The organism is Bacillus cereus group sp. Bc031, assembly GCF_027716265.1.
Lineage (GTDB): Bacteria > Bacillota > Bacilli > Bacillales > Bacillaceae_G > Bacillus_A > Bacillus_A paranthracis.
The window spans coordinates 23,819-43,080 of sequence record NZ_JAQFUL010000023.1; the positions used below are offsets into that span (position 1 = coordinate 23,819).

The window sequence follows — 19,262 nt, forward strand, 5'->3', positions numbered from 1 at the left end:
TCCTCCTACTCTACAAAACTTTTAAATAAGAGCGCCTTACGCGTTCCATCTTTACCAATAAAACAATTAAATTTATGTTTTCCATCTACATAACCAAGTAATTCATCTGAAACTTTCGTACGGAGCGGAATAATATCGCCTTCTTCAATTTGTTCAATCTCACCCATCGTCATCTTCTGCTCACCAATCGCAACGTGAACAGGTTTGTACACTTGATTTACTTTCACTTCCACTTCAGACGTATACTTCTTACGTTTATCTGAAGAATGTTCGACAATATTTTCAGATGTTAACTTATCCATAATTTCTTCAACAGATAAGAACGGAATTCCGATACGCACTGTCGTATTCCAAAAATCCGTTTTCATATTTACGTTTAGTAATGAAATAATATCACTTGCTGTCGTAATCTTTAATGCATTCGGATCTGTCTCTGTCGTTACAAATTTCGGTTCAATCGCAACAACGCTTTCAAATGATTGCTCTAAATTTTTACAAAGAAGCGTAAATATATTATCAAGTGTTAAAAACTCAAATGCGGTAAGTGGTCTGCGCATCGTAAAGTTACGCTTACTATCTCCGCCAAGCCAACATTCATGAATATAAATAACGAATGCTAAATCAATCTCAATAACAATTTCCCCAAGCTCTGGAAGGCCAAGATCAATAACGCAATATAAATAGTAATCTTTCGGCATTTTCTCCACATACTCACTCGTAAACGGAACTTGCTCAACCGTTGAAGGCTCTAGCTCAATCGGAATACGCATACGCGCTGACAACGTCTGTGACGTCTGTTTACCAAATGTAGAAGCAATTGCTTGCAAGCTACGTAAATGCTCAACACCGAACTTCTCCGGTCTATTAAAATCATACTCTTGAAATTTCTCTTGCTTTCCTGCTTCTTGTGCGAAAGCTGGCATTTCCTCGCCTTCATTAACCGCCTTCAGCAGGGCATCAATTTGCTCTTGGCTTAATTTTTCGCCACTCATGACAATCCCCTTCCCTACCTTTTCAATTCAACGATTTCAACGTACATCTTCCCGTTTTTCGTCAAAATCTTTCCGGTTCCAATCTCTTCATTCTCAAGCATAAGACGTACCGTATTTTTCGTTGAATTTTCAAGACGATACAATGTACCTTTCGTAATATGAAGCAAATCTTCAATTTTCTTTTTCGTATTTCCGATTTCAAAATAAATTGTTAACGGAATATCATCTTGTAATTTCAAATCTAGCCAACTCCCATATCATGTTCACGAAAATTTCATGTTCTCTCTATATATGAAACTTCTTATTTTGAAACGTCGATATTTAATATTTTTTTAATATATCCTTGCGTTTCTTTAAATGGTGGTACGCCTCCGTACTTTCTCACATTACCAGGACCTGCATTATAAGATGCAAGCGCTAATACAAGATCGCCGTTATTTTTCTTTAAATAACCGCTTAACTCTTTCACGCCGCCTTCAATACTTTCAGCTGGTGAAAATGGATTTTTTATACCCATCTCTTTCACATTCGCTGGCATAAGCTGCATAAGTCCCATCGCACCTGCATGTGACACCGTTTTCGGATTAAAATTAGACTCTACTTCAATCATTTTTTGAATTAACGTTTTCGGAATTCCGTATGTACGACTGACTCTATCAATAATATCCTCATACTTTCCTTCATTGGAAGAACGTATTTTTTGAATATTATACTTCTTCGTTAATCCCCACGTATCAGCAGCCTCATTTTTCGTTTCTGGGAAACGTCGTTCAAACTCTTTTTGTGCGACTTGCACTTCATCTACGTTCTTCGTTTCAGCCTTTTCTTCAGGCTTACTCGCTTCCTCTACTTTATGAATAGATTGTTCCGGTTTATTAACGACCGTTTCTATTTTCGTAGATTGTACCGGCTGACTCATATTCTCTACACTTACCGGCTGCGTAGTACCCTTCGTCTCCTTCGCAGGTTCACTCTGCAACTTCTCTTGAAAACGACTACTAACGAATGCTTGTGGACTACTTAGCTTTTGCTGAATTTGTCCTTTCTTATATGCAAGGACTTCTTTTACTATATTTCCAACTATCATAATATCACCTTTTCGGTAAACAAAGATAATCTAATATTAGAGTTTTTTTTTAAAGTTTGCAATAATCCTTTTAATAATATTGTAATAAAAAAATGAATATATTGTTAAACTGTTATTTTTTTATATTTATTAATTCGAATTTTTAGTTGACACCCGCTATGACAGGGATTACAATAAATCTCGAAATTGATTTTTTCGCATATTACCGTTTTTCAATTTGCAGAAAAGTCAATATAAAAAAATGGGGGTTCTTAATCATGAGAATTAATACAAACATTAACAGCATGCGTACTCAAGAGTACATGCGCCAAAACCAAGACAAAATGAACACTTCTATGAATCGTTTATCTAGTGGTAAACGTATTAACAGTGCAGCTGACGATGCTGCCGGTTTAGCAATTGCTACTCGTATGAAAGCACGTGAAGGCGGTATGTCTGTTGCAGCTCGTAACACACAAGACGGTATGTCATTAATCCGTACTGCAGAATCTGCAATGAATTCTGTATCTAACATCTTACTTCGTATGCGTGACCTTGCTACTCAATCTGCGAACGGTGCGAACACAAAAGGAAACCAAGCTTCTTTACAAAAAGAATTTAGTGAATTACAAAAACAAATCACTTATATTTCTGATAACACACAATTTAACGACCAAAACCTATTGAAAGCAGGTACAACAGTTACAATTCAGACAATGGATTCTAGCGATAGTAAACAACAAATTGGGGTTAAATTATCAAGCGTTTCACTTGGTGCTCTATCTATTAAAGACATCGCAATTGGTAACGCCGCATTAGCTACTGGCCTTACTGCAGCAGCTGATGCAACTTCTGCACGAGCAGCAATTTCTGCAATTGATGCAGCCCTTGCAAAAGTTGCAGGAGACCGTGCTACACTTGGTGCTACATTAAACCGTCTTGACTTTAACGTAGAAAGCTTAAACAATCAAGCAACTAACATGGCAGCAACTGCTTCTCAAATCGAAGATGCAGATATGGCAAAAGAAATGTCTGAAATGACTAAGTTTAAAATCTTAAACGAAGCTGGCATCAGCATGCTTTCTCAAGCAAATCAAACTCCGCAAATGGTGAGTAAATTATTACAATAATTCATTAGATAAAAATAAAATACACCTTTCTGCTTGCAGAAAGGTGTATTTTATTATAAAAAGTTAATGATATGTTTTTTATAAATTATCAACGAATATACAAAGATTTATTGTTTTCATTAATTTTTTTACAACAAATGTTTAAGAGTCTTATACAAAAAACCCATGCACACAAACCAAATTTTCGTTTTTTATAAAATAACCTAATTAACAAAATTTTCACTGAAATAAGTTTTGAAGGAGACATATAAATGCATCAAGAAAAAATTAGTGTAATTGTCCCTATGTATAATGTTGAAGAATATATAGAACAGACAATTCAATCATTACTAAATCAAACCTATCCAAATATAGAAATTATACTTATTAATGATGCATCAACAGATAAAACAGGAAGTATAGCTTCATCTTATGCACAAGAAAACAAAAATGTCCGTTTTTTTCAACAGGATTTGAATAAAGGAGTATCTGCTGCCAGAAATATAGGATTAAAATTAGCTACTGGTTCTTATATTACATTTGTTGACTCTGATGACCTATTGCCAAATCGAGCAATTGAGACTATGTATATTATCTCACAAGAAAATGAAGCTGACTTAGTTATAGGATCCATGCAAAATTTCTCCGATATAAATAACATTCTTCAAGATACAGAGGATTCCATTATAAAAAAAGTCTCTATTGAAGAAAATCCTGAAATTATTTCTAATGTATTCATCTGGGGGAAATTATATACAAAAGAATTACTGCAAAAAATACAATTTGCAGAGGACATCCAATATATTGAAGATCACCCATTTGCTATACAAACTTTCTTAAGCGCAACAAAAATTGTTACAACATCGTCTATTATTTATAATTATAGGGTACGACAATCGCAGAATTTATCTTTAACACAATCAGCATTTACTAACCCAGTAACTCGCCTACCACACATATTTAATGCATTTGATACTATACGTAACTACTTTAAAAAAAGCAAATACGGTTTAGAGCACAAATCCTTCATTATATATGCTAAGCGTTTAATTGAAGGTAGTATTCAATATTTATTAATTGGTAGTTTATCCCAGGACGAACCGGTTATTCAACAAAAAACGATTAAACTCCTAATAGAGTGGATTCAAACACTAGATAACAATTTACTTTTAAAAACCGGAAGCTTTCAAAAAGTTTTTGTTGAAACTGGAGAAAAATATATCCAAAATATAAATACGGAAACTTTGATGTATTATATAAAATTGTTGAAAGTTATTAAAGAAAAGATGCTTGTAGCTTCGAATACTCACAAAATAATTAATGAAACAAAAGAAAAGAATACTATTTTAGATATAGTATTAGCAAACATTAATAATTACTTAATTGACCATAACTATGAAACAAAAAGTTATCCTATTTGTTACCCTAAGGTAGAGTCTCTTAATGTACATAATAATTGTGCAATTGTACAATTCCAGCTCATAAAAAATGAAAACATCTTATTGTATGAAGTATCTTTGTCTAAAAAAAATAATCTGTGGACAATAACAACTGTGCAATTTATTGGGAATATTTCGAAACAAAATATAACAATAAAAAATAAACAACCAAAAATTCTACTTACATATAGAAATCTCAGTGGCTGTAATACCTTAGCTTTATATAAATCAATCCCTAATAATATACTACAGCACTTTGATGTAGAGTTTGTTTTAGTAAATGACGTAACAAACGAATACACAAAAAAGATAATTGAAAGCGATATTGTTATTACCACAAACATGGAATATAACTTTAATAAACAACAGTTTAATCCAAATCAAATTGTCATTGATTTGTGGCATGGTTTCCCACTAAAAACAATGTTTTATGCTGATCCAAATTATCATAATAAAAATAGTATTTCAGCATTTTTTAAGCCTTTAAATTATTTAGCGTCCTATTCCCATTTATATAACGAACTATTGTACAAATGTGTAAGAGTAGACCCTAATAACTTTGTAATTACTGGAGCTCCTCGTAATGATTTTTTATTTAATTCAAACACTCGCGAATTATTATGTAAGTTTCTAAATATAGAGGATACCAATCAAAAATTTATATTCTATATGCCGACATTTCGCGCCAATAGCCAAACAAATAGTACAAAACACTCTTCTATTTTATTTGGATTTAATGATTTTGATTTATCTACTTTTAATCAGTTTTTAGAAAAAAACAATTATCAATTAATCGTAAAATCACATCCGCTATATGGTGAGAATTATGATAAAATGTTAAAAGGGATTTCTCATATCAGCTTATTCCCAGATGAAAAATTAAAAGAATGGAAAATTGATTTATATGAAGTATTAGGTGCAACTGATTTCTTAATAACAGACTATTCTTCTGTATATTTCGACTATCTATTATTAAACAAACCTATTATATTTACACCAACAGATTTGGAAGAATATAATGAGGATCGTGGCTTCTTACTTACGCCGTACGAAGAATGGACACCAGGTCCCAAAGTATTTGATCAAATAAGCTTACAAAGTGAAATTTTAGCTTATGAAACAAACCATTCTTACTATCAAAAAGCGAGAAAACAAGTTACAAATAAAATCCATGCATATCAAGATGGCAATTCTTCCGAAAGGGTATGGAAATTCGTTACAAAACTATATTTATCTCGTAAGTCTAATTAACAGATGAGCACTCTAATAAGCAATATTTTCTTATAGAGTGCCTGTTTTTCATTTATTCATAATCACCTAATAAGTTATATTCATATTATTTGTAATTTTTTTTATTTCACTTGTTGAAACCCCAATTGTTCTCGGAAAATATAAAACCTTACAATACATATTCAAATAATCAAATTCCCCTTTCCAATCATCCCCCATTATAAATATGTCAATTTTATACTTTTTAATATCATTAACTTTTTGTTCCCATTCCTCTTCAGGAATTACTTTATCAACATACCTAATTGCCTCTAACATCAATTTTCTGTTTTCATAGCTATAATAAGATTTTTTATTTTTTATTGCATTAAATTCATCTGTAGATAACCCTACAATTAAATAATCACCAAGTTCTTTTGCTCGCTTTAATATATTAATATGACCAAAGTGCAATAAATCAAAAGTTCCATATGTTAAGATTTTCCTCATCCCATTTATCCTCACTGTATTTTTTATATAACTATTAGTATTTTTCATTCGTCATATAGTTCCGATTCTTCATAAAATATGAACTATCCTTTCTCTGAAGATAGTTCATATTTTCAACTTAATTTTAGAATGATAATAATAATTTTCCTTTCAACCAATCGCTATCTGGAAAAGCCTTCACAGCTTTTGACATTACTCCTTCTATATTTCCTTCAGCCATTTCTAAACTATACTTATAAAAGCGAAAATCTGTTTTAAATAACTCTATAGCTTGCAACGCAATACGCTGCGCTTCTTCTTTATTATTTTGAGCAATTAACCATTCAATAATATTCTCATAACCCTGTTTGGAAATATGATTTTCACCTGATAACTGGTAAAACTCCAAAGCAATATCTTCATAACCAATGTCATAAAATACATCTGCAATTTTAGCATGAATATCTTGATGAAACATATTTGTATATGTAATAAGTCGTTCTACGAATTCTGACTTATTATAACGAATTGCTTTTTCTAGTATCGCTAAATACTCATCGCGCTTTATTTTCTTAGAACCATCTAACTCTCCAAATAACATCTCGAATACATGTTTAAAATCAGAACACTGTATTACTTCTTGTACATGAATACTCTCCGTGATTTCATATAATATGCATAAATCACCAAGATCAAATATCCCTCTTTGTATCCCTAATAATAAATCTGTTCTTTTAACATCAATACTTTCTGCCTCAGAAGATTGTATTGTAATAAGACTTGCTTTTAATTCTATTATTTTTACTAATACTGTCTCTTTTAAATCACGTGCAAGTAACACTGGTAAATCTGGTAAACCTGTGCTTAGCAAATACTTTATTATTTCTAATCGTATCACATCTGTTTTTAAAATATTTTGCTGTACTAAAAATTCATATATTTCTTCAGCCGAATGATATTTACTTAGCATTTGTATTACTTTCATTATGACATTTATAGATGAGGCATTTTCATTAAGAGCTTCAATATAATGTTGCAATGCTCTTTCATCATTTTTTTCTATTTCATAAATTCGGCCAAGACGCTCATGTGGAATAAATGTTTTCCGATCAAACTGATAAGCAACATCATTGTATTTTTCTTGATTAGTTACAATTGTTTCAAATACTATCTTCGCATCCTCATAACGATTTTGCAGATAATAAATATCACCTTTCCAACAAATAAAATCTGGAGACTCTGGCCATAATGTCTCTGTATCCTTTATAATTTTCAAAGCATCTTCAAAACGCTTTAACTCTACTAAACTTTCAATAATAAAATATAGACATGTACGGATCCAACCTTCATCAACACTTTTTTTACATTTATATGCCTCAACAAATTTATTTAATGCTTGTTTTGTTTTCCCCTGCCTACGTAACTCTTGTCCATAATTAAATAATGAAAACCCATCATTTTTTTTACTACGTAAATTCTTTGTAACAATTTTTAAGTTCCGGTCTTTTTTATTTTGTTTTTCTACTATATGAGATAAATAACCATAATGATATAACACTAAACAAGATTGCGCTATATTCGGTTTTGCTTCAACAGCTACAATTTGTTCATGCAGCGCTCCTTTGAAATAGATTGTCCCATCATTTTTATATATTCTCCCCATTTTATTTACTGTTGTACGTTCGCCGTGCTCTCCTACAAAACTCATAATATTAACAACATAAGCATCATATCTATCCTTCTGTAATTGAATTTCTTCAATTGCTACTTTTAAATTTTCTTCATCCACACATTCATCTGCATCAATTGTAAGAATCCACTCTCCACTCGCTTTAGATGCTGCAAAATTACGAGCAGTAGCAAAGTCACTTATCCATTCAAAGTCATATACTTTATCTGTAAATTCTTTTGCAATTTCTTTTGTTGCATCCGTTGATCCTGTATCTACAACAACAATTTCATCTACTCCACCCTGAAGTGATTGTAAGCATTTCCGTAACATATCTTCTTCATTTTTTACAATTAAACATGCTGACATAAACGGTTTCATTTTATTTTTGACTCCTTTATTTATAATACTATAGCATCCTTTAATCATTATATTATTATTTTACATATTTTTTAATGTTTTTTTATTATTTTTTTATTTATCTCAGATATCTTGGTAACTATACACCAACGGAATCAATATATATTTCCAAAAGTCAAACAAATGATACATTCACTATTAATTCAACAACTTTGGATACTAGTACTCCCAAAATTACTCCTTCTTCAAAATAAACTTATATTTAAACCCTGTTGAAAATTAATAAATTCATTTATAAACTCAAAAGACTTCTAAACATATAGAATGAGATACCGTCCAAGTTTCTATTTTAAAAAGACTTCTTTTTTAGCACATGTTATTTACAGTTAAATTATTAAATAAAGTTACTTATTACTATACAGATTTTCGTATCTATAATTTTTCATTATATTGATTCAAAACAAAGCAAAAGGGAAATACATATAAACTATGTACTTCCCTTTTATTTTGTACCCAATACTTTTATGGTGCTAACGTCATAACTTGTCCTCTACGGTCGATCCTTATTTTCATTTTTCCATCTTGTGCGTTATATAGCCCCAGTTTATTTAATTCCATTTTACACTCTTGTACGAAAGTTGGTAATTTACGAATTTGATCGACGTCGGAGCTTTTAATGAAATAAACTAACTGTTGCGTCATGTCTTTCACGTCTTGCACAAGTTCTTCTTTTTCTCGTTTTAACCTTTCATTTTCCAATTGTAACGCTCGCAATTCACTTTCTAGACTACTTCTATTAGACTCTTCTTTAAAATGCCCTGCAGCCATACTAGAAAGCTTATAAATACCTTCCATAAACTGATGTAATTCATCTTCTTTTCTTTCACTATGTTGACTAATTGTTTCAAAGTTATCAACGATACCAGATATAACTGTTACGAGGCTTTTTTCATTTTCTTTATGTTGTACTTCCTCTTTTAATACATAATTGTTTTCTTTTTTCATTTCAACGATTGTTTCTTTTACGGGTGTATATTTTCGCTTTCTTCCGGGTTTTTGTTTTTCAATATTTTCAAACGGCATTTCACGTTTTTTTAATTTGTAATACGTATTTTGTAATTGACTTTCTGTTTTCGGGAAAAGATTTAGTTCGTTTTTACTAACATATTTTGAAATATTAATAATGTTTAAATCGTGACGTTGGCAAAATTGATACACTTCATACAGTAACTCTAGTTCAGACTTGAGCCATGTGATCGTTGATTTTTCATATGCTCGCATCCCGCCATTTTTTTCTATATCTATTTGAAATAATACCATTCTATTATGTAAATCAACTAGTTCTTCATATTTTACTTGGAATTGTTTTTCTATTTTTTTAAATTCCGCTTCTAGTTGCATATCGTTCATTTTATTATTTGACATGTTTTGTAAGAGACTTAATACATTGATTGCTGTGTGGTGATACATAATCTGTGCCACTCCCCCTCATCCTTTCACAATTCTCATCAGACTCCCATGTCCATTCAGAAAATAGAAAATTTTACATATCCATATTATAACATTTCGAAATTGTCTGTCAAATAATAAACATACAAAAATGTATAGAAAGTATTGAAATAGAAAAAGATTTTTTCATTAATATGCATAATTGCATATTAATCACTTTTAATTATATTATATGGTATTTAGAATGTAATTTCACCGAAAAGATTTGCGTTATCACGAAAAATTACTAAAATAATCCCAGAATATTTTTTATATTTTCAAATCAAAAATCTTTAAATAAAGATTGTTTATACATACAGCCACATTCATTCCAAAAACGTTCCATCCTTCCACCTATACAGAATATAGAACACCAAAAAGGAACTAACCAATACTACACATGGTTAGTTCCCTTCTCTCCACTAAAAGAATAGAGTTATAAATAGAATCTACAAACCTTCAATTGAAATCTCACATCGCATAGGGCTCTATTAAGCACTGACCGCTCCACACATGGCTAGTTCCTCTATTCCAGCTAAAAAGAAGCTTTTAAAGTACTAACTTATCTACTAAACCAATTAACTCTTGAATATCTGGCTTACTTACTTGAGCATTTGCTCCCACAGCTTCACCTTTATGGAATAATTCATTTGTAATTAAGGAAGAGAAAATAACGACTGGTAAACGATTCATTATTTCACTATCTTTAATTACTTTCGTTAAATGGTGTCCATCCATTTTCGGCATTTCAATATCCGTAATGAGCAAGTGAATATGTTCAAACATTTTTTCACCTTGCTCTTTCGCTAACTTTTCAATTTGTGCTAACGCTTCTGCACCATTGCTGAAGAAGTTCATTTTCGTATATCCAGCTGATGATAATGTTTCTTCTAATATTTGACGAAGCATTGCTGAATCTTCCGCAATATAAATAACTTTTTCACCGCGATCTGTTTTTTGTTCTAATTTTGAAAGTGATTTATTGTCATAACCAGTACCACTAATTTCACATACAATTTTCTCGTAATCTAATAGTAAGATGATTTTTCCATCTAGTTTTACAATACCAGATGTCGTTTCTTCTAGTCCCATAGATAATGAAGCTGGTTCATCAATTTGCTCCCAAGAAATACGTTGAATACGATGCACTTCATCCACGCGGAAAATAACTTTCATTTGGTTTAATTCTGAAATGATAAATTTCGTTTGATCAAGTGGCTTTGTCGATTTTAAATTAAGAGCTGTCGCTAAGTTGATAACTGGTAAAATTTCACCGCGTACTTGAACAACACCTTCAACTGCATGATGAGATTCTGGCACAGTTGTAACAGGGAATGGATTAATGATTTCACGTACTTTCATTACGTTAATACTAAATAGGTTTTCACCAACAGTATAGGTAACAATCTCTAATTCATTTGTTCCGCTTTCTAATAAAATACTTTGTGCTTGTGACATAAAGGTGTCGCTCCCCTTTCATTATTTCCGTATATCTAATTATTAAGCTTTATTAAAACGAAAAAGTCAACTACCTATATAAAAAATATAGATAGTTGAACGATTTATTTTAAAAGACGCTTAATCTTGTATAAAAGAAGCAAGTGCCTCTAATAACACTTCTTGTGCTCCTACAATTTCTGTCGGCATTGCTTCCCACTTTTTTGAAAGATCCGTTTCTACTCTTATTCTTAGCTCCGAATCCATTTCTTCTAGCACATATTCTTTCGTCGCTATATCAACATCAAGTAGCGCAAGTGCATATAATTCTGGATCATTTATTTTTTTAAATAATTGTTTCAATATAGCTGGTGCTATATGTTTTAATTTTTCAATATGAATTTCCTTATCCGAAAATAGTAACTCATATTGAATAAACGTAACATTATCTTTAATCACTTTAAAATAGCAATTATTTTTTTTATCATTTACAAAATAACCGTTCGGATCTGCAATAATACTCTCTACTTTACGAATTAAATCCGGCAAACTACTCGCCGCCATTACAGTCCGTTGCTCAACCTCACTCGGCGAAATGAATGTAACGCGATACTTATTCTGCGCCATCCTCCTCACCTCTCCTTTTATAAAAATCTATCACCATAAACTATCCAAAAGGCACTGTCCTACTATGAAATGCTTATCTCATCCCTAACAATTCCAGTACCTCTCATATCTATTTCCTTACAACTACTTGCAGATCATAGCTGTTATCTACACTTCGCTTAAATCTTCTTACATTACCCTAGTAACTCTGCATATCTCTGGCCTTACACAATGGTCAAGCACACACATAAGCACTAGGCTCTAGCACATACCCACCAGATCCTCTCTCGAAATCTATAAAAGGGCCTTTAATAACCTTTAATCGCTTTTAATAGCTTTTTAAGAGCTTTTCAATAACTCAATGTTGTTGAACCAAAAAGCTATCTGCTGATCCGTAATATCTGGTAACGTAATAAAAAACTCACGGCACTTCATCTCGTCCTTAAACAGTTGATACTTCCATTCTCCTTCGCTACCAACACTTACGAAATAAAACTCATGAATACGGCCAATGATTGATTGCTTTTCGCCAAATGAATATGGAGGTACTTGCTTAATTTCAAATTGATCAGGTAAATATACATGCTCTTCTCGTTCCATTTTTAACACTTGCTCAGCAAGTTCACGTTTATTTTCGAAAAAAGGCAATTGTAAAATCCGCTCTTGTCTTGTCATACGAATAAAAAACCCTTTCTACTACATTACAATTTTTCTGTATTATATATTATCGAATTAAGTTTACTACTTCATTTAATACTTCATCTGACACTTTAATTACTTTCGCATTTCCTTGGAATCCACGTTGATACAACATTAAGTCAACGAATTCTACAGATAAGTCAACGTTTGAACTTTCCTTCGCTCCACCACGTACGTTACCGGCACCATTCTCACCTGCAACTCCAATTGCTGGAATACCTGACGATGGTGTTGCAATGTAATTACCATTTCCTGATTTCATTAACCCACCTGTGTTCGGGAATGTAGCCACTGCTAATTGTCCTACAACTTTCATACTACCATCTGAATACCTCATCATAACGAAACCACCGTCTGAAATAGAATAATCATTTGCAATTGCTGCTGGGCGTCCCGCTACATTTGTTGCTGTAAGTGTTTTTCCTGTTGGATAATTTGTTAAACCACCTAAATTCAACTCTAGGTCTTTATTAGCAAATGGAATCTTTATAGTCCCACCTTGTGTAACCTCTCCTGTATTAGGATTACGTTGCACATCTTCGTCAAGCTTTTCTAATTTACCAGTTTTATCAAATTTAATATTTTTCGTTAAAGGTGTACCGTCTTCCCCATTAACAGGCTTAAATTCTTTTTCATTTTGAGAATCATTTCTCATAGAAAATGTATATGTATATTCTCCTGGAACAGGTACATCAACTGTCTTTTCGCCATCTCCATCGCCTTTACCATCTCCAACAGGCTCTTTTCTTGTAACCTGTTTAATATCTAAACGTAATGTGATTGAATTTCCTTCATCATCATAAATTGTAAAATCTGTTGATAGATTTGATTGATTTCTAGATAAATTCCCAGCTAGTGTTGCCTTATCAGTTACACTTCCTCCTATGGCCGAACCAATAGGAAGTTTTATTGCACTTGGTTGCGATGAAAAATCTATTTCTTGTGTACCTGGTTTTACACCATAACCTAATACATACTGTCCACCTGTAGCCGTTATAAAATTGTCAGCAGATGCACCAAAAGACCCTTTTCTAGTATACTCTATATTTCCTCCGTTACGATCCCCAACTATAAACAAACCATTTCCTTCTATTGCTGTTTCCATCTTCTCACCGGTTAAAGTAATAGAACCATCACTAAAATCTGTAGCTGTACCACTAAATTTCAAACCATTACCAACACTCTTTGGATTCGTACCAGCATAAGAACCATCACCGCGTGAACCAACTGTATTATTATATAGTAAATCATCAAAAATAGCTTTTTGCTTCTTATATCCTGCTGTTTGTGCATTTGCAATATTATTTGAAGTAACACTTAATGCATTTTGTGTTGCACTCATTCCTGTAATACTTGTATATAATGCTTTAATCATAACTTATGTACACTCCTTATTTATTTTCTTTAACTTCCTCAGTTTCTCCAGCCGTTTCTGTATTTTCTTTTTTCTCATCTTCTGGATTTGTTTCTGTTATCGGTTTATCTGATACTCTTTCTACGAAGCGGGTTGAGACAACTTGGTTACCAACAATAAGTTGGACATCATTATTTTCAGCAAGTCGCACTGTTTCCACTTGACCAAATACTTTTTCTCCCTTGTCGTTAACACCTCTAACATACTTTCCTAAAAACTTCATCCCTCCATCTAGGGCTGTCGAATACATCGTTGTTTGAAGCTTATCAACAGCTTTTGTCATATTCTGTACTTGTTCCATAAGGGACAGTTGAGCCGTTTGATTCATCATTTGGTTTGTATCCATCGCATTAAACGGATCCTGCTGTTGAAAACTGGCTAAAAACAGCTTTAAAAAATCATCTTTATTCATAATACCAGGTGTGTTTTGAGTACCCGTTGATACCCCGTTCGCTTTTTGAACTGGGGATTGTACACCACCGTTAACAGCCGCGTTCTTTGTTTGCGCTCCTGCTTGCAACGGAATATGATTTGTACTCGTTGTATTCAATCCAACTGTTGGCACGCTTTATCCCTCCAATAATCCCGCAAATTCTTTTGCATGTTGTTTCTCGTGTTTCTTACTTGCTAATTTTTGTTTGTGCCTTTGCTCTTGTTCTCGCTGTTCTTTACGATTTTCATCTTTATCCGAATAACTAATTTGAATATTGATTTCTTTTTCTTTTAACTTTAGTCTCAATTCATCAAAAATGACTTCAACACGTTTTTTCGCATCGTGCTTTTCCATTTCTACGTGAACATCAATTTGATCTCCATGTTTTTTCATAAACACAGTTAATGTACCAAGTTTTTCTGGATTGAGCTGGAATAAAACACGCTCTTGTTTCACTACAAACTTTTGCAGTGCTTCTACTTGTGCTTCCATTTTCTTCCCTAAGTCAGGTAATGTCACTTTCTCAGTCATTCCATTTTGTTTTGCTACTGGTTCACTCCCCACTGTTTTTTGAAATAATTCAGCTCCATGTATCTCTGAGTCATTCGCTATAAGCGTTTCTTCGTTTTGAACTAATTCTTTTGCTTGAACTTTTTCAGAACCTTTAGCCGAATCCTTTGCTGAATTTTTTTCTAAATCTAGGGCTCTCTTTAATATCTCCTCATCATTTTCCTTTTTTAGAAATTCCGCGTTTTTCGGTTCTTCCTGTTTCTTTGCAATATTACAAGTTTCTGTTTCTACCACTTTCAATACTTGCATCGTTTGCTCTGGCATCGTCACTTTATCTAATACCGTTTGCATTGTATCTTCTAAACATATGGCATTTTTGATATTCATATTGGAAAGAAGCTCTTGTAATTGTTGTAATTCACCTGCGGGCAATTCATTAAGTTTTACATTTTCATATTCTTTATACAGCTCTTGTATTTTTTGTATGTATTGATATAACAATTCTGGCTGCACACGTAATTGTTCAATTGCAACCATTTGCTCAGATACAGCTAACAATAACTGTTCTGTCTCTTTTTTTTCTTCTTTCTTTACAATTGGCTCTTCTTTCGTTACTGATTGTTTAGAAAGAATATATTCTTTTTCTTCTTTTAGTGCTTCTTCTCGTTCCATTTTCTCCGTTTTCGGCTGCTTTTTATTTTCCATTCTCATCGTACGATCGAATGAAGAATCTTCACTTTTTGATTGTACTTCTAGCCCTTTTTCTTTTTGCGGAGGTAAACTTTGTTGCACCGGTAATACAGACTGTATCACTATATTCACCTCATCCATTCATACACATTTTCAAATCAAGAAGCATTTTTTCTTCCTGCTTTTCTCGTACTTTTGCAAGCTTTTTACAATTTTCTTGATACATCTCATCAATGATACGTTCTTTTTCTTTTACTTGTTCTAAAAGGCTTTCATTTTTTTGAATAAAATCCTCTGTTTTTTTAATTTTCCGATTCCATTCTTCTATTCTTTCAGGTGAAAACGTATGTGAGGAAAGCATACCAGCCATTATACGCTGCCCAGTTTGTACGACTTTACTACGCGATTTTACTACATATAAATCATATTCTTTTTTTTGTTCTATTTTTCTTTTTTCAGCTGTTAATTCATACACTTCTTTCAAAATCTGTTCTTTTTCTTGATTTATTTGCAATTTTATCGTGTCATACTGCTGCTTATCCACCTGTTTTTATAGCCCCTTCCTATTATAACGCTCTCTTTTTCTATTATATAGTTTTTTTCCAAAAAAATCTGTGAAATATTAAAAAACAAAAAAATAAGACCTCTTGAGCAGAGGTCTTATACGATATGGTGCATCGCTTCAACAATATCATCAAATTGGAAACGATCTGATCGACCTTGTTTTAAAAACGTATTTATACCTTCTACTTTGTTTTTACATTCAAAAATATAAGCATTTTCTGCATTTTCTTGAATCGTCCCTAATTTAAAATACAATTCATTTTCTTTATAAACAGATAAGATTTTTCTCATTTCATTTGCAAGTTGCCAATGGTTAGATGACACGATTTCTTCCATAATCCTACTTACTGAATCTAGCACTGAAATAGCAGGATAATGACTGAGCGTTGCAAGTTCACGCTTTAATACAATATGTCCATCTAAAATACCACGTGCTAAATCTGGTACAGGTCCGTTTAAATCATCCCCATCAACGAGTACGGTATAAATACCTGTTATGGATCCCTTTTGTGTTTTCCCAGAGCGCTCTAATAACTTCTTCATATAACTTTCCATTAAGAGTGTTTTACCACCAATCGGCAACTCTTTAACGGCAATATCAACACTTCTACGCGCGTCAGCAAAACGAGTAACAGAGTCCATCATAAGTAGTACGTTATTACCTTGATCACGGAAATATTCAGCAATAGATGTCGCAAGCTTCGCTGCACGAAGTTGCATTAGGTGACTTTCATCTGACGTCGCTACAACAACGACGCTTTTTCGCATTCCTTCTTCACCTAATTCTTTTCGAATAAAGTCTTTTACTTCCCGGCCACGCTCTCCTACTAAACTAATAACATTAATGTCTGCTTTGGCGTTTTTCGCAATCATGCCGAGTAAAGTAGATTTACCAACACCTGATCCAGCGAAAATACCAATCTTTTGACCGATACCAATTGTTAGCATAGAATCAATGGATTTAATTCCTGTTTCAAATACATCAGTAATCTCTTCACGTTCAAACGCATGAATAGGCGGGGCATCTAATTTTATTTTTTGCAATGGCATGTTTTCAGCGTTCTCATTTAACACTTCACCATTTGCACTTAACACTTTTCCGAGCAAATGATTACCACGAGGTATAACAACATCTTCCGCAATTAATGTAACGGAATCTCCGTAACATACTTTTTCTGTCTGTTCAAACGGAAGTAACATATTGTTTTCTTTTTCAATTGCAATCACTTCACATAAGACGCTATGTTCTCCAACGAGACAAACATCACCGATTTTCGCCTTTGGCCCTTTCGCTACGAAAAACTGTTCTTGTACACTATGAACTTTACCGACTTTCGTATAAAACGGCGTTTCAATAAATATATTCCATTTTTGGTTTTCATTCATTAATAGTCGATTCATACATTTTGCTCCTCAAATAACTTCTCTTCTTCCCATTTCTGGCGAAGTTTCGCAAATATAGGTGCAAACTTAAATTCAAAAAACTCTTTCTCTTCTTCTAGAACAAATTCACCGAACTGTAAGGAAAAATCGTATTTCCATTCTACTAATTGTAGTAACCAATATTCTTTCGTATTTTCCTTCTCTTCTTGAATGCGTTCAAACGTTTCTGGATGTACGGTAATAACTAGTTTTTCAAACGAAGTAGGCAATGTTTGAACGATGCCAGTTAAAATTGGTAACACATCAAGTAAGCGCGAATCTACTGCTTGATTTACAATTTTTTCTGCTAGTTGAAAAGATTGATCCCATAATAATTCCGTCCATTCATACGCTGTTTCTTGTTGTTCCTTTTGAAACTGTATACGTGCGGATTCTATCTCTTTCATCTGCTGCTGAACATGCATTTGAAATTGTTCTTGATCATGTAATAACTGCTGACGCTCTCGTTCTAATATTTGCTGCTCTTGCCTTAGTTGATTCAGTTCAGTATGTAACGATTGTTGCTGCGCAAGAAGTTCTTCATGATCTACTTGTATTTCTTCTTCTACGTGAACTGGTATCGGTTTTGGAAATTGTAATTCATACGTTTCTTCAGAAAAAGAAACAGAATTCTTCGGAATTCTGTTTTTAAATAAGGACATCATCTTCACCTCTTTGAACGATAATTCTTCCTTCCTTCTCTAGCTTTTTCACTGTGCCTGTAATCGTTTGCTGCGCTTTCTCAGCATCCGTCATCTTAAGCGGTCCTAAGCCATCTAATTCTTCTAGAATCATCTCTTTACGGTTTGAAGACATACATGTAAATAATTTCTCTTTAATCTCTTCTTTTGCAATTTTAAGTGCTTTCGCAATAACACCGTTATCTGTAATTTCTTCTAATACACGACGAAGTGCAAGATCTTCAAGTCCGAGTAAGTCTTCAAATACAAACATGTTTTCTTTAATTTTCTCAGATAACTCATAATCCATTTCATCCAGCTTTTGAAAGACTGTTTTTTCAACACCTCGTGAAACGTTATTTAAAATGTTTACTATTGTTTTCAAGCCATCTGTTTTATTAATTGCATTAAACGCCATATTATTTAATTTTGATTTTAATAAATCCCCAATTTGATTTATTAATTCACCATCTACTTGCTCTAGCTTCGCAATCCCCATTACCGTTTCTACTCGCTTATGATCTGGTAATCTCTCAATTAATTGAGAAGCAAGCTGCGGTTTAATATAAGAAGCGATAATCGCAATCGTTTGTGGCGATTCATCATTAAGTACAGTAAGAAGTGGTTCTAAATCTGTAAGTGAATTCAAGAATTCAAACGGATTATCTTTGTTATACCAAAGATCTTCTAATAATTTTTCTAGTTCGTCTTCTGGCATATTTTTAAATATGCGACGAATATATTCTTTATCTGGAGTCACTAGGTTTAATTCTTTTACATTTAATTCATACAAGAACTCCCCTAGTACATTTTCTAACGTTTCCGGTTTATATACACGAAACTTCGCGATTTCACGAAGTAATACTTCTTTTTCCTCAGCCGTCATATATTCAATGACTTTTGCTGCCACCCCTTCTTCTAATGTACGAATAAGGATGGCAGCTTTTTCTTTGGAGGAGATTTCATCTAACATCGTTGTTCCTCCC

The 19,262-nt window shown here is 32.8% G+C and carries 18 protein-coding genes; 2 read left to right on the forward strand and 16 right to left on the reverse strand.

The features are described 5' to 3' along the window. Window positions 1–5 precede the first annotated feature (5 nt). The 3 genes from fliM to PDQ33_RS11500 form a co-directional block, all read right to left on the reverse strand. Window positions 6–992, reverse strand: coding sequence for a flagellar motor switch protein FliM (fliM, locus tag PDQ33_RS11490; protein WP_048551736.1), 987 nt, complete (start codon window positions 990–992; stop codon window positions 6–8). Window positions 993–1,006: 14 nt separating this feature from the next. Beyond that, the gene (locus PDQ33_RS11495; RefSeq protein ID WP_000775712.1) at window positions 1,007–1,231 is read right to left on the reverse strand and encodes a flagellar motor switch protein FliN; all 225 of its coding nucleotides are present in this window, start codon (window positions 1,229–1,231) and stop codon (window positions 1,007–1,009) included. Window positions 1,232–1,293: 62 nt separating this feature from the next. Continuing rightward, a complete protein-coding gene (locus tag PDQ33_RS11500) occupies window positions 1,294–2,079 on the reverse strand; it encodes a lytic transglycosylase domain-containing protein (RefSeq protein WP_250669750.1) in 786 nt (261 codons plus the stop codon). Window positions 2,080–2,336: 257 nt separating this feature from the next. On the opposite strand from PDQ33_RS11500, the gene PDQ33_RS11505 reads away from it, so the two are divergent. Both PDQ33_RS11505 and PDQ33_RS11510 read left to right on the forward strand, forming a co-directional pair. Then, window positions 2,337–3,188 carry a flagellin N-terminal helical domain-containing protein gene (locus PDQ33_RS11505; RefSeq protein ID WP_076873316.1) on the forward strand — a complete coding sequence of 284 codons (852 nt, stop codon included), beginning with the start codon at window positions 2,337–2,339 and terminating at the stop codon, window positions 3,186–3,188. 251 nt (window positions 3,189–3,439) lie between these two features. Continuing rightward, window positions 3,440–5,857: a bifunctional glycosyltransferase/CDP-glycerol:glycerophosphate glycerophosphotransferase gene (locus tag PDQ33_RS11510; protein ID WP_076873315.1), complete on the forward strand. Its 2,418-nt coding sequence runs from the start codon at window positions 3,440–3,442 to the stop codon at window positions 5,855–5,857. 66 nt (window positions 5,858–5,923) lie between these two features. Here the strand turns inward: PDQ33_RS11510 and tagD are convergent, their stop codons facing one another. From tagD to PDQ33_RS11575, 13 genes are all read right to left on the reverse strand, one after another. Continuing rightward, window positions 5,924–6,325 carry a glycerol-3-phosphate cytidylyltransferase gene (tagD, locus tag PDQ33_RS11515; protein ID WP_076873314.1) on the reverse strand — a complete coding sequence of 134 codons (402 nt, stop codon included), beginning with the start codon at window positions 6,323–6,325 and terminating at the stop codon, window positions 5,924–5,926. Between the two features lie 124 nt (window positions 6,326–6,449). Further along, window positions 6,450–8,354, reverse strand: a complete 1,905-nt coding sequence (locus tag PDQ33_RS11520) for a tetratricopeptide repeat-containing glycosyltransferase family 2 protein (RefSeq protein ID WP_270755727.1) — start codon at window positions 8,352–8,354, stop codon at window positions 6,450–6,452. A 501-nt stretch (window positions 8,355–8,855) separates the two neighbouring features. Beyond that, window positions 8,856–9,803: a DNA-binding domain-containing protein gene (locus tag PDQ33_RS11525; protein WP_250669786.1), complete on the reverse strand. Its 948-nt coding sequence runs from the start codon at window positions 9,801–9,803 to the stop codon at window positions 8,856–8,858. 567 nt (window positions 9,804–10,370) lie between these two features. Beyond that, complete coding sequence (locus tag PDQ33_RS11530) at window positions 10,371–11,279, reverse strand: chemotaxis protein (protein WP_000075953.1); 909 nt, start codon at window positions 11,277–11,279, stop codon at window positions 10,371–10,373. Between the two features lie 120 nt (window positions 11,280–11,399). After that, a complete protein-coding gene (locus PDQ33_RS11535; protein WP_076873311.1) occupies window positions 11,400–11,885 on the reverse strand; it encodes a LysR family transcriptional regulator in 486 nt (161 codons plus the stop codon). 318 nt (window positions 11,886–12,203) lie between these two features. Beyond that, on the reverse strand, window positions 12,204–12,539 hold the full coding sequence (locus tag PDQ33_RS11540; RefSeq protein ID WP_076873310.1) for a DUF3964 family protein: 336 nt from the start codon (window positions 12,537–12,539) through the stop codon (window positions 12,204–12,206). 49 nt (window positions 12,540–12,588) lie between these two features. Beyond that, window positions 12,589–13,938 (reverse strand): flagellar hook protein FlgE, encoded by a 1,350-nt coding sequence (flgE, locus tag PDQ33_RS11545; protein WP_071742668.1) that lies wholly within the window; start codon window positions 13,936–13,938, stop codon window positions 12,589–12,591. A 16-nt stretch (window positions 13,939–13,954) separates the two neighbouring features. Further along, window positions 13,955–14,542 carry a flagellar hook assembly protein FlgD gene (locus tag PDQ33_RS11550; RefSeq protein ID WP_071742670.1) on the reverse strand — a complete coding sequence of 196 codons (588 nt, stop codon included), beginning with the start codon at window positions 14,540–14,542 and terminating at the stop codon, window positions 13,955–13,957. A gap of 3 nt (window positions 14,543–14,545) precedes the next feature. Continuing rightward, window positions 14,546–15,733, reverse strand: coding sequence for a flagellar hook-length control protein FliK (locus PDQ33_RS11555; protein ID WP_270755729.1), 1,188 nt, complete (start codon window positions 15,731–15,733; stop codon window positions 14,546–14,548). A 10-nt stretch (window positions 15,734–15,743) separates the two neighbouring features. Beyond that, on the reverse strand, window positions 15,744–16,154 hold the full coding sequence (locus tag PDQ33_RS11560) for a cytoplasmic protein (RefSeq protein WP_270755730.1): 411 nt from the start codon (window positions 16,152–16,154) through the stop codon (window positions 15,744–15,746). Between the two features lie 116 nt (window positions 16,155–16,270). Further along, the gene (gene fliI / locus PDQ33_RS11565) at window positions 16,271–17,575 is read right to left on the reverse strand and encodes a flagellar protein export ATPase FliI (RefSeq protein WP_250669747.1); all 1,305 of its coding nucleotides are present in this window, start codon (window positions 17,573–17,575) and stop codon (window positions 16,271–16,273) included. Continuing rightward, window positions 17,572–18,258, reverse strand: coding sequence for a FliH/SctL family protein (locus PDQ33_RS11570; RefSeq protein ID WP_078438044.1), 687 nt, complete (start codon window positions 18,256–18,258; stop codon window positions 17,572–17,574). The genes fliI and PDQ33_RS11570 overlap by 4 nt, the downstream gene beginning before the upstream one ends. Beyond that, complete coding sequence (locus PDQ33_RS11575; protein ID WP_000883361.1) at window positions 18,245–19,249, reverse strand: flagellar motor switch protein FliG; 1,005 nt, start codon at window positions 19,247–19,249, stop codon at window positions 18,245–18,247. The genes PDQ33_RS11570 and PDQ33_RS11575 overlap by 14 nt, the downstream gene beginning before the upstream one ends. Between the last annotated feature and the right edge of the window lie 13 nt (window positions 19,250–19,262).